Consider the following 13834-nt stretch of genomic DNA (forward strand, 5'->3'; position numbering starts at 1 on the left):
CGGGCGCTCGACGCGGCGCGGGCCGGCCTCGACGGCGAGCCGGCGCTGCGGCTGGAGGTCGAGCGGACCACGCTGGCGCTCTACGTGCCCGCGCGGTCCGCCGACGCCCAGCGCGAGATGCTGCGCCACGCGCGGCTGCCGGGCGACACGCCGGCCGAGCGGCTGGCGCTCGCCAACGCGGCGCTGGCGCACGGATTCGATCCCGACCAGCGGGCCGAGGTGGCGCTCGCCCTCGCCCGCCGCGCCCTCGGCGACGGCGCTCTGGCCCGCGAGCAGGGAACCGAGACGCCCGCCTGGGGACAGGCGTGCTACGCCGCGATCTTCGCTGAGGACCTGGAGACGGTCGAGCGGGAGTCCGACATCGCGCTCGACCAGGGCCGCCGGCGCGGGTCGCCGCTGGCGCTCGTGTCGGGCTGGATCGGCCACGTGTCGGTGCGCCTGCAGCGCGGCGACCTGCCCGGCGCCGTGGCCGCCGGCGAGGCCGCGCTCGACTGCGCGTCCGACGTCCGCTGGACGGTCATCGCGTCGCGCTGGCTCTCGGCCAGCGCCCGCTTCCTGGCCGAGGCGCTGGTCGGCACCGGCGAGCTCGAGCGGGCCGACGACCTGCTCCGCGAGTGGGAGCGGGCCGGCGACCTCGACCTGCCCGACCTGGTCCTGGTCCGCCTCGGCCGGGCGTTCCACGCCGAGGCGGTCGGCGATCACGAGCGGGCGCTGGCCGAGGCGACCCGCTTCGGCGAGGTCTGCGCCTCGGTCGGCTACGTCGAGCGCAACTCCCCGTGGCGACTGGTCGCCGCCCGCGCGGCGTCGGCGCTCGGCGACCAGCGGCGCGCCGTCGCCCTCGCCGACGAGGCGCTGGTGCTGACCCGCCGCTGGGGAGCGCCCGGCGAGCTCGGCGCGACGCTGCGGACCCGTGCCCTCGTCGGCCCTGGCGGCGCCCGCGCCGCAGGCCTGCAGGAGGCCGTGACGCTGCTGCGCACGACGCCCCGCCGGCTCGCGCTCGCGACCGCGCTGGTCGACCTCGGCGTCGCCCAGCGTCGCCACGGCCTCCGCCGCCACGCCCGCGCCGCGCTCGAGGAGGGGATGGACCTGGCGGCCCGCTGCGGCGCGGTGCCGCTCGCCGAGCGCGCCCGGACCGAGCTGCACGTCCTCGGCGCGCGCCCGCGCCGTCACCTGGCCAGTGGCGTGCAGAGCCTGACCGCGACCCAGCGGCGGGTCGCGGAGCTGGTCGCCGACGGCCTCACGAACCGCGAGATCGCCCAGGCGGCCTTCATCACCCAGAAGACCGCCGAGACCCACGTCAGCGCGGTCCTGCGCAAGCTCGACGTCCGCAGCCGGCACCAGGTCGCCGGCTGCCTGGCGGCCGACGCCGAGCCAGGAGCGACCGCGAACGCCGGCTGACGACGACGCCGGCGGCCGCCGGGGGTCGCGCCCCCGGCGGCCGCGCGCTCATCGCTGCGCCTGCGGGTCGGCCAGCTTCGGCACGATCGCGTCGAGCGCGTAGGGGATGCTGAGGACCGTGTTGAAGACCAGCGCCGCGCCCTCCGGCTTCGGCCGCTCGTACGGCAGGTAGACCGTCCGCCCGTCGCGCACCACCGGCACGCGGTGGAACAGCTTGTGGGCGGCCACCTGCTTCTCGGTCTCGGGACTCGAGAGGACGACCAGCCGGTCGCCGTCGAGGATGTCGAGCTTCTCGGAGCTCAGCATCCCGGTCTTGCCGCCCGGGTAGAGCTTGCGGATCTCGGGATCGACGACGAAGCCCAGCTGGGTGAAGAACTGGTGGCGCGGGTCGTCGGCGCCGAAGGTCGAGAACTCGCCCTCGTAGAACTCGGTGATCGTGATCGACTTGCCCTTGAAGTCGGCGTGCTCGTCGCGGACCTTCGCGAACCGCGCCTCGGCGTCGGCGACCAGCTTCCTGGCCTCGGCCTCGCGACCGACCGCGCGACCGGAGATCTCGGCCATCAGCTGCCACGGCGCCGAGTAGTCGGCGTGACCCTTGGGCTGCGCGATCGTCGGGGCGATCTTGGAGAGCTTCGCGTAGCTGCCCTTCGTCATCCCCGAGTAGAGGCCGACGATCAGGTCCGGGCGCAGCGCCGCGATCTTCTCGAACTTGTACTCGTCGTACTGGCCGACGACGGTCGGCTTGAAGCTGCCCCACCGCGCCTTCGTCCACGGCCAGTTGCCGTAGGGCCGCTCGCCGAACCAGTCGTCGACGCCGACCGGCTTGATCCCCAGCGCCAGGAAGGTGTCCTGGTCGGTCATGCCGACGGTCACGATCCGCTTCGGCTCGGCCTCGATCGTGGTGCTGCCGTACTTGTGCTCGATCGTGACCGGGAACGCCGCGCTGGCCTTGTCGGCGGCCGTCGCGGTCGTCGCCTCGCCGTCGTCGTCGGAGCCGCAGCTGGCCAGCACGAACGCCAGCGCGAGGGCCAGCAGCAGGGCGGCGGCCAGCCGCCAGCGGCCCGTTCGGAGGGTGGCTGATGGAGTCATGGGTTGCCTCTCGTGATCGTGGAAGTGGTCGGGAAGCCGTGCCGGATCAGGCGCTGGCGGCGATCGCGGGAGACCGCGCGTCGGCCGCCGGCGCCGCGGCGCTCGGCGCCGCCCGCACGCGGGCGGCGGGGACGACCAGCGGCGTGCCGGTCTCCGGATCGGGGATCACGCGGCAGCGGAGCCCGAAGACGCGCTCCACCAGCTCGGCGTCGACGATCTCCGACGGGTCGCCCTCGGCGACGATCGCGCCGTCGCGCATCGCGATCACGTGGGTCGCGTAGCGGCAGGCGTGGTTGAGGTCGTGGAGGACCGCGACCATCGTCGCCCCCTGCTGCTCGTGGAGCGTCGCGCAGAGGTCGAGGACCTCGACCTGGTGGGCGATGTCGAGGAAGGTCGTCGGCTCGTCGAGCAGCAGGATCGGCGTCTCCTGGGCCAGCGCCATCGCCAGCCAGACCCGCTGCCGCTGCCCGCCCGAGAGCTCGTCGACCGCCCGCGCCGCCAGGTCGTGGACGCCGGTCGACCGCAGCGCCGCATCGACCGCGCGCTCGTCCTCGCGCGACCACTGGCGCAGGATCCCCTGGTGCGGATAGCGGCCGCGGGCGACGAGGTCGGCGACGGTGATCGCGTCGGGGGCGATCGGGCTCTGCGGCAGCAGCCCGAGCCGGCGCGCGACCTCCTTCGACGGCAGCGAGGAGATCTCCTGGCCGTCGAGCACGACGGCGCCCGTGCGCGGCTTCAGCATCCGCGCCAGCGCCCGCAGCAGCGTCGACTTGCCGCAGGCGTTGGGCCCGACGATGACCGTGAACGAGCCGTCGGGGATCGTGACGTCGAGGTCGCTGGAGACGGTGCGGGAGTCGTAGGCCAGCGTCAGCCGCTCGCCACGCAGGCGCGGGCCCTCGGCCGGTGATGTCGTGTCGTGGTCGCTCATGCGCGCCTGCTCCGCCACTCGTTGGACAACAGCCAGATCAGGTAGACGCCGCCGAGCACGCCGGTCATGACCCCGACCGGCAGCTGGCTGTCGGGGAACAGCCGCTGGGCGGCGAGGTCGGCGCTCAGCAGCAGGACGGCGCCGGTCAGGGCCGCGGCCCCGACCCCGGGACCGGTCGCGCGGGTCAGGCGGCGGGCGATCTGGGGCGCGGCCAGGCCGACGAAGAGCACCGGGCCGGCCGAGGCGGTGGCGACCGCCGTCAGGCCGACGGCGACCAGCACCAGCAGCAGCCGCGAGCGCTCGACGGCGACGCCGAGCGCCTTGGCCGCGTCGTCGCCCATCTCCATCATCCGCAGGTCGCGGGCCAGGATCACGACCAGTGGCAGCAGCACCAGCAGCGCCAGCGCGACCGGGCGCACGTGCTCCCAGCCGCGGCCGTTGAGGCTGCCGGTCACCCAGACCCACGCCTGCTGCGCGTCCTGCAGCCTGGCGCGGGTGATCAGGTAGTCGGTGACGGCGGCCATCAGCGCGGCCATCCCGATCCCGACCAGCACCAGCCGGTAGCCGGCGACCCCGTTGCGGTAGGCCAGCAGGTAGACGACGACCGCCGTCAGCACGCCGCCGACGATCGAGGCCGTCGCGATCGCCGCGGCGCCGCCGCCGAAGGCGATGATCTGCAGCACCGCGCCGGCCGAGGCGCCCTGGGTGAAGCCGACGATGTCGGGGCTGCCCAGCGGATTGCGCGAGATGCTCTGGAGGATCGCGCCGCCGGCCCCCAGCGCCGCGCCGACCAGCAGCCCGGTCAGGGCCCGCGGCAGCCGCAGGGTCTCGACGACGAACCGGGTGCCCTGGTCGCCGCCGCCGAGCAGCGTCTCGAGCACGCGACCGGGCGCGATCGGGTACTCGCCGGTGCCGACCGCCAGGATCAGGACCACGAGCGCGACGACGGTCAGACCCGCGCAGACCCCGAGGGTCCGCGGCGCCACGCGCAGCGACGCCCCGAGCAGCGGCACGCGCACGACCCGCCCGAGCCCGGCCGGCGCCGCCCGCGGATCCACCGATGCGCCCGCCGTGCTCACAGCTGGGCGATCCGGGCGCGGCGGACGATCGCGATGAAGACCGGCGCGCCGATCACGGCGGTCACGATCCCGACCTCGACCTCGCCGGGGCGGTTGACGACCCGCCCCAGCACGTCGGCTCCGAGCAGCAGGATCGGCGCCAGGACCATCGAGTAGGGCAGCACCCAGCGCTGGTCGGGGCCAACCAGCGCCCGGGCCACGTGCGGCACCGTCAGCCCGACGAAGGCGATCGGCCCGGCGGCCGCGGTCGCCCCGCCGCACAGCAGCGTGATCCCGAGCGCGCCGAGCAGCCGGGTGCGGCCGATCCGGGCGCCGAGGGCGCGGCCGGCGTCGTCGCCCAGCGCCAGCGCGTTGAGCGGCCGGGCCAGCAGCAGCGCCAGCACCAGGCCGGCGCCGATGAAGGGCGCGATCGCGGCGGTCAGCGACGCGTCGTGGCCGGACAGCGCGCCGACCTGCCAGTGGCGGTACTGGTCGAAGACCCGTGGGTTCAGGATCGTGAACCCGTAGACGAACGACATCAGCGCGAACGTCACCGCGGTCCCGGCGAGCGCCAGCCGCACCGGCGTGGCGCCGCTGCGGCCGGCCGAGCCGAGCGCGTAGACGAGCAGCGAGGCCAGTCCCGCGCCGAGGAACGCGAACCAGACGTAGGTCATCAGGTCGGTGGTGTCGAGCAGCGCGATCGCGATCACGACCGCGGTCGCCGCGCCCGCGTTGACGCCGAGCAGCCCGGGATCGGCCAGCGGGTTGCGGGTCAGCCCCTGCATCAGGGCCCCGGCCGCTCCGAGCGCGGCGCCGACCAGCAGGCCGAGCAGCGTGCGCGGGATCCGCAGGTCGTGGATCACCAGCGCGTCGTCGCTGCCGTCGGCGTGCCAGACCAGGTCCCAAACGCGGTCGAGCGGGATCGACCGGGCGCCGACGCCGATGCTCAGCAGCGCGACCAGGAGCAGGATCGCCGCGGCCACCAGCAGGCCCAGAGCCCGCCCGGAGAACGAGCGGACGCGCGCGGGCGGCCCGGCGGCGGGCTCCTCGGGACGCGTCGCGGACGCGGGCTGGGTCGTGGTGACGGCGGCGCTGCTCACCGGTTGGGCACCCTAACAGGATGGGTGCCCTAACACCGACTCCCTCGGTCGGGTTAACGCCGCCGTCGCTCCCACGCGCCCGCGGCGGGCCGCCCGACTAGGCCCGCACCGCGCGCCGGAGCCCCGGCAGCAGGGCGTCGATCGCGAACGGGATCGCGCTCACCGACGAGGCCGAGAGCGCCATCCCCTGGTCGAGGTCGTCGATCGTCACGGCGCGACCCTCGCGGACGACCGCGAGCCGCTGGTAGATCCGCGACTCGCGGAAGCCCCGCTGGGCCGGCTCGCCGTCGGCCAGCGCGACGACCAGGTCGAGCTCGTCGAGCAGCTCGAGCCGCTCCTCGCTGAGGTCGACGACGAACTGGTCGCCGAACAGCCGCTTGATCGCCGGCGGCTGATCGAAGCCGATCGCCTTCATGAAGCGGCCGCGGGTGTCGGTGTCGGAGTAGATCGCGAACTTGCCGTCGTAGTAGGTGATGGTCGCCGCGGTCTTGCCGGCGAACGCGGGGTTGCCGTCGCCGACGGCGGCGAGCTGCCCGCGGGCGCGGCGGACGAGCCGCTCCGCCTGCGCCCGGCGGCCGAGCGCGCTGCCGACCGCGACGGCCATCTCGTCCCACGGCGCCCCGTACGGCGTGTAGCCGGCCAGCGGCGCGACGGTCGGCGCGAGCTTCGAGAGCTTCTCGTAGTCGCTCTTCTTGAGGTCGAAGCTGACCGCCACGATCAGGTCCGGGCGGGCCGCGGCGACCTTCTCGAAGTCGATCTCGGGGTTGGCGACCAGCGTCGGGCGGGCGTCGCCGAGGGCCGGCAGCGCCCACGGCCCGACGCCCCGCTTCCACTCCGGGATCCACTGTTGGAGCAGGACCGGGACGACGCCGAGCGCGAGCATCGTGTCGTGGTCGGTGAAGCCGTAGGAGACGACCCGCTTGGGCTCGCGGTCGATCGTCGTCGTGCCGTGGACGTGGCGGACGGTGGCCGGGAACGATCCCCCGCTGGCGGCCGGCGTCGCCCCGCTCCGACTCCCCGACCCGCCGTCGTCGCCGCAGGCGGCGAGCCCCAGCGCGGCGGCGCCGGCCAGCGCTCCCGAGAGGAACCCGCGACGACCGTGCGGCGCCCGCTCCAGGTGAGCGAGTCGCGAGCGGCTCGGCGGGACGGGCTGGCGGTCGTGCTGCATCGGTCTCCGTTTCGATCGGTCGAGCGGGCGCCGTTCGACGCACCCGAGCGAAGGGCACCCTAATTCATATCCGACCTGAGCGGTCGGCTAGCCGGCCGCGCGCGAGATCGCCGAGAATCCGGACGATGGCCTCCCCCACCGGTCCCAGCGCGGCGACCGCCGGGCCGCCCCGCCACCGCGGAGGCGCCCGGTGAACTTCGCCCGCGACGTCGTCGGCGCCCACGACCCGCGCCGTCGGGCGCTGGTCGAGCGAGCCCGCGACGGCGCCCGCCGCGAGTGGAGCTTCGGCGACGTGACGGCCCGCGGCGGCGCGTTCGCCGGGACCCTGGAGCAGGCCGGCGTCGGCCGCGGCGACGTCGTGATGACGCTGGTCGGCAACCGCCCCGAGTGGGTCTTCGCGATGGTCGCCTGCTTCCGCCTCGGTGCCGTCGTCCTGCCCTGCACGGAGCAGCTGCGAGCGAAGGACCTGGCGCTGCGGATCGCCGCCAGCGACCCGCGCGCGATCGTCTGCGACGAGCGCAACCGCACCGTGCTGGAGCAGGCGCTCGGCGACCGCGACGGGATCGCGATCCTCGAGATCCCCGACGCCGCGCTCTTCGATCCCGGTCGGCCAGCCCCGCCCCACGCCGAGCTGGCCCCCGCCGACCCCTGCCTGATCACGTTCACCAGCGGCACCGCGGGCGAGCCGAAGCCGGTCCTCCACGCGCAGCGCTACCTGACCGGCCAGGCGCTGCAGGCCGAGCACTGGCTGGCGCCGGCGGCCGGCGAGCTGGTCTGGTGCACCGCCGCCAGCGGCTGGTCGAAGTCCGCCCGCAACGTCTTCATCGCCCCGTGGCTGCGCGGCGCCGCCGGGCTCCTGCACGACGCCCGCTTCGACCCGGCGGAGCGGCTGGCGATCGTCCGCGAGGAGCAGGTCGCCGTCCTCTGCATGGCGCCGACCGAGTACCGGATCATCGCCAAGCGCACCGCGGTCGAGCCGTGCCCGTCGCTGCACGGCCTGGTCGCCGCCGGCGAGGCGCTCAACCCCGAGGTGCTCGACGCCTGGCGGACCGCCACGGGCCTGGAGATCCGCGACGGCTTCGGCCAGACCGAGACCGGGCAGCTGACCGCCAACCCCGCCGATCGCCCGGCCCGCCCGGCGTCGATGGGCCTGCCGCTGCCCGGCGTCCGGCTCTGGATCGACGACGGCGAGCTGGTCGTCGACCCGGCGACCGTCCCGACCTTCTTCTCCGGCTACCTCGGCCGCCCGCCACACCCGCGCGACCGGCCGTGGCGGACCGGCGACCGCGTCCGCCAGGACGACGACGGCTACCTGTACTTCGAGGCCCGCACCGACGACGTGATCATCAGCGCCGGCTACCGGATCGGCCCGTTCGAGGTCGAGTCGGCGATGCTCACCCACCCGGCCGTCGCCGAGGTCGGCGTCGTCGCGGCCGCCGATCCCGAGCGCGGCAGCGTCGTCCGCGCGGTCGTCGTGCTGCGCGAGGGCCACCAGCCCGGCGACCCGCTCGTCGCCGAGCTGCAGGAGCACGTCCGCCGCCAGACCGCCCCGTACAAGTACCCCCGGATCGTCGAGTTCCGCGACGCGCTGCCGATGACGACCTCCGGCAAGCTCCGGCGCGCGGCGCTGCGGGCGGAGCGGGAGCCGCCGGGCCGCTGATCGGACGGGCGGCCGTCACGTCCCGGTCGTCCGCCGACCGGAACGTCACCCGCCCCGCCGATCTCACGTTCCGCCGCGCTCGTCCGTCCCACGATCGTGCCCGTCCCCGCCACCCGCGACGATTCGTCGATCGCTCCCGTCGATCCCGCCCGCCCGCGGCGCAGCCGGCTGCCGCCATTCGACGCCGTGGTCGAGCTCCACGGCCGGGCCCTGCTGCGCTTCTGCATCGCCCGGCTCGGCCCGGACCGCGGCGAGGACGCGTTCCAGGAGACGCTGCTGGCGGCGCTGCGGCGCTACCCGCAGCTGCGCGATCCCGACGCCGTCCTCGGCTGGCTGTTCGCGATCGCCCACCGCAAGGTGATCGACGGCGCGCGATCCGCCGCGCGGGGGCCGACGCCGAGCGACCGGATCGACGAGCAGGCCGGCGCCTGGCTCGATCCCGAGCCGACCGGGTCGGTCTGGAGCCGGGTCGCCCAGCTCCCGCCCAAGCAGCGCGAGGCGATCGCCCTGCGCTTCCTCGCCGACCTGCCGCACCGCGACGTCGGCGCCGCGATGGGCACCTCGACCGAGGCCGCCCGCCGCAACGTCCACGAGGGCCTGCGGCGCCTGCGCGCCGACGGCGATCGCGCCTAGGCCGCCCGACGACCTCACGAACCGCCCGCCCCGACCGTCCGACGAGCATGACCCCCACCCCCACCACCGACCCTGACGACGCGGCCACGATCGCGGCCCTGCGGGCGGCGGACGACGCGCCGGAGGACGCCTTTGCCCGCGCCCGGCAGCGGTTCGCCGGACGCGCCGCCGCCGACGGCCTGGTCGACGTCGCCTACGAGGACCACGACAGCCCGCTCGGCCGGCTCCGGATCGGCGCGACCGCCCGCGGCGTGGTCCGGATCGGGCTGCCCGCCGAGGACCCCGAGGCCGTGCTCGAGCAGCTGGCCCGCGAGATCTCCCCGCGCGTCCTGCGCTCCGGCAGCGCGCTGCTGACCACCGCCCGCCACGAGCTCGACGAGTACTTCGCGGGCGCCCGCAGGCAGTTCGACGTGGCCCTCGACTGGCGCCTGACGCGCGCGTTCCGGCGTCAGGTGCTCGAGGCCACCGCCCGAATCCCCTACGGCGCCACCTCCTCCTACCGCGACGTCGCGACCGTCGCCGGCAGCCCGAACGCCGTCCGCGCCGCCGGCACCGCCCTTGCCACCAACCCGCTGCCGCTGCTGGTGCCCTGTCACCGCGTGCTGCGCTCCGACGGCGCGCTCGGGCAGTACCGCGGCGGGGCGGCCGCCAAGGGGCAGCTGCTGGCGCTCGAGCGACCGGCATGAGCGACGGCCCGCTGCTCCCGCGGGAACGGGTCGAGATCGCGCCCGGGGCCGTCCACGTCCCGGACTGGCTGACCGTCGACGAGCAGCGGCGGCTGGTCGCCGCCTGCCGCGAGTGGGCCGCCGGCCCGGCGCCGATGCGCCGCACCCGGCTCCCGAACGGCGGCCTGATGTCGGTCCAGACCGTCTGCCTCGGCTGGCACTGGATCCCCTACCGCTACAGCCGGATCGCCGAGGACGTCGACGGCCAGCCGGTGACGCCGTTCCCGGACTGGCTCGGCGACCTCGGGCGGCGGGCGCTGGCCGACGCCTACGACGCACGGGCGGCCCGCGACTACCGGCCCGACGCGGCCCTGGTCAACTTCTACGACGGCCAGGCCCGGATGGGGATGCACCGCGACGAGGACGAGCGCAGCGACGCGCCGGTCGTCTCGCTGAGCATCGGCGCGAGCTGCATCTTCCGGTTCGGCAACCGCGAGACCCGCGGCCGCCCATACACCGACGTCGAGCTGCGCTCCGGCGACCTGTTCGTCTTCGGCGGGCCCTCGCGGTTCTGCTTCCACGGGGTCCCGCGGACCCTCGCCGACGACGACCGGCAACCCGCGCTCGGCCAGGGCGACCCGCCGCACGGCCTGCGCGGCGGGCGCCTGAACCTGACGCTGCGGGTCACCGGTCTCGACGGCTGAGGCGCGCCCCTAGGGACAGAGGAGCCCGGCCAGGTTGATGTCCGGGCTGATGGTGCCGATCGTCGTCCCGCTCGGGCAGACGATCGTGCCGGCCGAGGAGAAGATCCCGGCCTGGCGGTTCTGGGCCCGGAACCCGCTGGGCAGGCTGATCCGGAAGCCGTCGATGATCGGCAGGTCGGTGTCGCGGTACTCGACCTTGCCGGTCAGGTCCTTGTTGTCGGTGTCGATGAACGCGCCGCTGCTGACGCCGTCGCTGACGGCGTCGAACGCGAACTCGCGGACGCTGAGGTTCTCGAACGTCACGAACGTCTTGCGCAGGCTCGCGTTGCGGCAGTCGACGTCGGAGTCCGGCGACAGGCAGATCAGCCCGTTGAGGACGATCGGCCCGTGGCTGGCATCGTCGTCGTCGATGTCGGCCGAGACCAGCGCGTCGTCGTCCGGCGACTCCGGCCGCTTGCAGCCGGGGCCCGAGGCGAAGCAGATCTTCAGCGCCCGCGGCAGGTTCGAGAGCGTCGCGTCGATCAGCCCCAGGCTGCCGACGTTGGACTCGAGCCCGATCGTGTCGATCGCCCCGCCGGCCTGGTAGTCGAGCCGCACCTCCGGGTCGGTCGTCAGCTTGACCTTGGTGTCGCGCTGCGGCTTGTCGATCGTGCCCCGGAAGTACTCGATCGGCTCGTCCGGGAACTTCTGGCGCTCGATCTTGAAGTCGAACGGGTTCGGCGTGTCCGGCAGGTCGAGGGAGACCTCCGGCAGCGGATCGGTGATCACCTTCAGCCCCCGCAGCCGCGAGACCTTGGCGGTGATCGCGAAGCGGCTGTTGGTGTCCAGGTAGATCGCCCCGTCGCGGCCCGCCGGCAGCTCCTCGAAGCCGCCGTCGGCGAGCTGGATCTTGATCGCCCCGATCGGGTCGATCGCCGACGCCTCGATCAGCGGCCCGCTCTTGGGCAGCTTGGCCTCGAAGTGGGTCGGGACGTCGTCGACCGCGATCCGGAAGTCGTCGGCGCGATCGATCAGCTCGAGGTTCTGGCCGGAGAGCACGATCCGGCCGATCGGCGCGTCGGCGTCGTAGGCGATCTTGGTCCCGTCCGACGCGTCCTGGGTCAGGCCGACCTCGACCCGCCGCGGCAGGTTCTCGATGCTGCCGTGGACGCCCAGGTCTCCCCCCGGCTGGCGGATCGTCGCGTCGGCGGTGAACGGCTTGCCCTCGCCCGCCCGCACCAGCACCTTCAGCGGCTCGGGCTGGAGCTTGACCTGGCGCAGCCCGAAGACCCGGCCGAAGATCAGCCAGCGGTCCTGCTGGTCGCGGAAGATCACCCCCTGCTGACCGGCCGGCAGGCTCTCGCCGTGGCCGTCGGAGGCCAGCAGCTGGATCGAGCCGATCGGGTTGTCGGTCACGAACTCGACCGCGTCGCCGGACTGCTTGAGGTCCAGCTGCATCGTCGCCGGGATCCCCTTGACGGTCGCGTCCAGGTGGGTCGCGCGGGCGAACAGCGGCTTGGCGCTCTGGGCCTTGACGTTGATCTCGTCGATGCCCTGGCCGTTGCCGTCGTAGACGACCCGCGGCTTCTCCAGGTCGAGCACCAGCCGCAGGACGTGCGGCAGGTCGCGGACGGTCGCCTCGGCGTCGAGGTCGGAGGTGTGGACGGACGCCCGCACCGGGCCCGGCTCGAGGGTCGCGTCGATCACCATCGGCGCGGCCCCGGAGAAGCTGGCGCGCTCGAGGCCCAGCAGCCGGGCCGAGATCGAGTTGAAGGCGCCGTCCTGGAAGACCTTCACGTAGTCGCCGGGCTCGCTCTCCGTGAGCGGCGCGCCGCCGCTGGCGAAGGCCGCCTCGATCGCCCCGACCTTGCCGCCGCGGGTGCTGAAGCGGATGTCCTCGGGCCCGGTCTGCTGGACCGTGAGGCCCTGCGGGATGTCGCGGACGTGCGCCTCGGCGGTCGTCGTCACCTGGTCGTAGTCCGGCGCGCCCTTGCGCTGCGTGTAGCGCGCGTCGAGCGCCGCGATCGGGCTGATCGCGTCGTAGTCGATCCGCATCTGGTTCGCCGCCGGTGACTCGAAGGCGATGTCGACCTGGCGCGGCAGCTCGTCGATCGCCGCCTCGACCCGGGTCTCGTCGTCGTTCTCCTGCATCCGCGCGAGCACGTCGACGCGGGTCGGCGTCGTCGTGCGCAGGTGCGCCTCGACGCGGTCGCCGAGCTCGAGGTCGACCGAGGCCCGCGCCGGCGGACGGGCGAAGCGGACCGCACCGCCGATCCGGTCGCGGCGGCCGAGGTTCGAGGAGTCGGGGTTGTAGATCTCGCCGGTGACCGCGACGGGGCCCGTCGCGCCGGTCTGGTTGAAGTCGACGCCGAGCTTCAGCGGGTCGGGCGAGCCGAAGACGTCGGTCAGCCGCAGCACCGTCTCCCACTGGGTCGGGGCGCTGGAATCCTTGGCGTCGAAGCCGTAGGCGATCCGCTTGCGCGGCAGCGAGCCCTTCGACGGGTCGGCGATGACCGCCTCGACCGAGGCCGGCAGCGGCTTCAGCACGCCGTCGCCGAGGATCGGCCCGACGCGATCGATCTGGACCACCATCTGGTCGATCCCGAGCACGCGGATCGTGGCCGCGAACTCGGCGCCGGGATCGTCGTCGACGTTCAGGAGCGTCGGCACGTTGACGATCGCCGGCACGTTCTTGACCACCAGCGAGCCGTCCTTGCGGCGGAACTCGGTGTGGTAGCTGTAGTCGAGGACGTCGAGGTTGCAGGCGCCGGTCTCGAGGATCCCGGTCAGGTCCTGGAGCCCGGGGACGCCGCTGACCAGCTCGTCGACCTCGCCGACCGGCGGGCAGAGCACGTCCTTCAGCAGCCGCCCCAGCGGCCGCCCCTGCCCGAGGTCGTCGATCACCGGACCCAGCCACGGGTCCGGGATCACGTTCAGGCGCTGCGCCGGGGTCGGCGCGGCCTCGCTGCGCGGCGGGAGCACGACGGCTCCGGCGGCCAGGGCCGCGGCGATCAACGCCGCGACCACGATCCGCATCGTCTGGGCCGGAAGGGCCATCGTGCGCTCCTTCGCTCGCTCGGTCGGCTACGGGAGCTGGTCGGCCGCCTGGCCGGCCGCCCCGTTGGACGCGCCGCCGGCGGGGCTGATGCCGCCCGGGCCGCCGTTGCCGTGGGTCAGGGTCGAGCCGGTGACCGTCGAGGTCGAGCCGCCGAAGCGGGCGATCGCGATGCTCGGACCGCCGGCGCCGCCGCCACCCGAGCCGCCGTCGCCGCCCTCGCCGCCGTTGCCGCCCTTGCCGCCGAGCCCGGTCTCGCCGTCGACGTCCTGGAAGAGGCCGCCGTCGGTGGTCAGGCCGCCGGCGCCGCCCTCGCCGCCGATGCCGCCGGAGCCGCCCTGGCCGCCGTTGCCGCCGCCCGCGCCGTCGCCGGCGATGATCGCGGAGCCGTCGAGGA

The 13834-nt window shown here is 74.7% G+C and carries 12 protein-coding genes; 5 read left to right on the forward strand and 7 right to left on the reverse strand.

Annotated elements, in window-relative coordinates; translation table 11 throughout:
- Positions 1-1398: helix-turn-helix transcriptional regulator (locus tag PAI11_RS09870; RefSeq protein WP_040599612.1), on the forward strand; the 1398-nt coding region annotated here is incomplete at its 5' end.
- 48 nt (positions 1399-1446) lie between these two features.
- On the opposite strand, the gene PAI11_RS09875 is transcribed toward PAI11_RS09870, so the two are convergent.
- From PAI11_RS09875 to PAI11_RS09895, 5 genes are all read right to left on the reverse strand, one after another.
- Positions 1447-2487 (reverse strand): iron-siderophore ABC transporter substrate-binding protein, encoded by a 1041-nt coding sequence (locus PAI11_RS09875; RefSeq protein ID WP_007573793.1) that lies wholly within the window; start codon positions 2485-2487, stop codon positions 1447-1449.
- Between the two features lie 46 nt (positions 2488-2533).
- Entirely contained in the window at positions 2534-3415 is an 882-nt protein-coding gene (locus PAI11_RS09880) for an ABC transporter ATP-binding protein (protein WP_007573795.1), read from the reverse strand.
- Positions 3412-4494 carry a FecCD family ABC transporter permease gene (locus tag PAI11_RS09885; protein ID WP_244406532.1) on the reverse strand — a complete coding sequence of 361 codons (1083 nt, stop codon included), beginning with the start codon at positions 4492-4494 and terminating at the stop codon, positions 3412-3414. Before PAI11_RS09885 ends, PAI11_RS09880 begins: the two co-directional genes overlap by 4 nt.
- A complete protein-coding gene (locus PAI11_RS09890; RefSeq protein WP_007573799.1) occupies positions 4491-5573 on the reverse strand; it encodes a FecCD family ABC transporter permease in 1083 nt (360 codons plus the stop codon). Before PAI11_RS09890 ends, PAI11_RS09885 begins: the two co-directional genes overlap by 4 nt.
- A 97-nt stretch (positions 5574-5670) precedes the next feature.
- Positions 5671-6741, reverse strand: coding sequence for an ABC transporter substrate-binding protein (locus PAI11_RS09895; RefSeq protein WP_007573802.1), 1071 nt, complete (start codon positions 6739-6741; stop codon positions 5671-5673).
- A 190-nt stretch (positions 6742-6931) separates the two neighbouring features.
- Here PAI11_RS09895 and PAI11_RS09900 point away from each other — a divergent pair, with 190 nt between their 5' ends.
- From PAI11_RS09900 to PAI11_RS09915, 4 genes are all read left to right on the forward strand, one after another.
- Positions 6932-8401, forward strand: coding sequence for an acetate--CoA ligase (locus PAI11_RS09900; RefSeq protein WP_007573804.1), 1470 nt, complete (start codon positions 6932-6934; stop codon positions 8399-8401).
- Between the two features lie 96 nt (positions 8402-8497).
- Positions 8498-9034: an RNA polymerase sigma factor gene (locus PAI11_RS09905; protein WP_007573806.1), complete on the forward strand. Its 537-nt coding sequence runs from the start codon at positions 8498-8500 to the stop codon at positions 9032-9034.
- Between the two features lie 47 nt (positions 9035-9081).
- Positions 9082-9720, forward strand: a complete 639-nt coding sequence (locus tag PAI11_RS09910; RefSeq protein WP_007573808.1) for a methylated-DNA--[protein]-cysteine S-methyltransferase — start codon at positions 9082-9084, stop codon at positions 9718-9720.
- Positions 9717-10403, forward strand: coding sequence for an alpha-ketoglutarate-dependent dioxygenase AlkB family protein (locus PAI11_RS09915; RefSeq protein WP_007573810.1), 687 nt, complete (start codon positions 9717-9719; stop codon positions 10401-10403). The genes PAI11_RS09910 and PAI11_RS09915 overlap by 4 nt, the downstream gene beginning before the upstream one ends.
- 9 nt (positions 10404-10412) lie before the next feature.
- Here PAI11_RS09915 and PAI11_RS09920 read toward each other — a convergent pair whose 3' ends face one another.
- Together PAI11_RS09920 and PAI11_RS27030 are read right to left on the reverse strand one after the other, a co-directional pair.
- Positions 10413-13439 carry a hypothetical protein gene (locus tag PAI11_RS09920; protein ID WP_007573812.1) on the reverse strand — a complete coding sequence of 1009 codons (3027 nt, stop codon included), beginning with the start codon at positions 13437-13439 and terminating at the stop codon, positions 10413-10415.
- 27 nt (positions 13440-13466) lie between these two features.
- Positions 13467-13834, reverse strand: a 368-nt coding sequence (locus tag PAI11_RS27030) for a hypothetical protein (RefSeq protein WP_050897185.1), incomplete at its 5' end; no start/stop codon positions are given.

The organism is Patulibacter medicamentivorans, assembly GCF_000240225.1.
Taxonomy (GTDB): Bacteria; Actinomycetota; Thermoleophilia; order Solirubrobacterales; family Solirubrobacteraceae; genus Patulibacter; species Patulibacter medicamentivorans.

Excerpts from the sequence above, each read along its gene's own strand:
- PAI11_RS09880 (WP_007573795.1), bottom strand. The coding sequence starts at position 3,415 with ATGAGCGACCACGACACGACATCACCGGCCGAGGGCCCGCGCCTGCGT.
- PAI11_RS09875 (WP_007573793.1), bottom strand. The coding sequence starts at position 2,487 with ATGACTCCATCAGCCACCCTCCGAACGGGCCGCTGGCGGCTGGCCGCC.
- PAI11_RS09920 (WP_007573812.1), bottom strand. The coding sequence starts at position 13,439 with ATGGCCCTTCCGGCCCAGACGATGCGGATCGTGGTCGCGGCGTTGATC.
- PAI11_RS09915 (WP_007573810.1), top strand. The coding sequence starts at position 9,717 with ATGAGCGACGGCCCGCTGCTCCCGCGGGAACGGGTCGAGATCGCGCCC.
- PAI11_RS09895 (WP_007573802.1), bottom strand. The coding sequence starts at position 6,741 with ATGCAGCACGACCGCCAGCCCGTCCCGCCGAGCCGCTCGCGACTCGCT.
- PAI11_RS09910 (WP_007573808.1), top strand. The coding sequence starts at position 9,082 with ATGACCCCCACCCCCACCACCGACCCTGACGACGCGGCCACGATCGCG.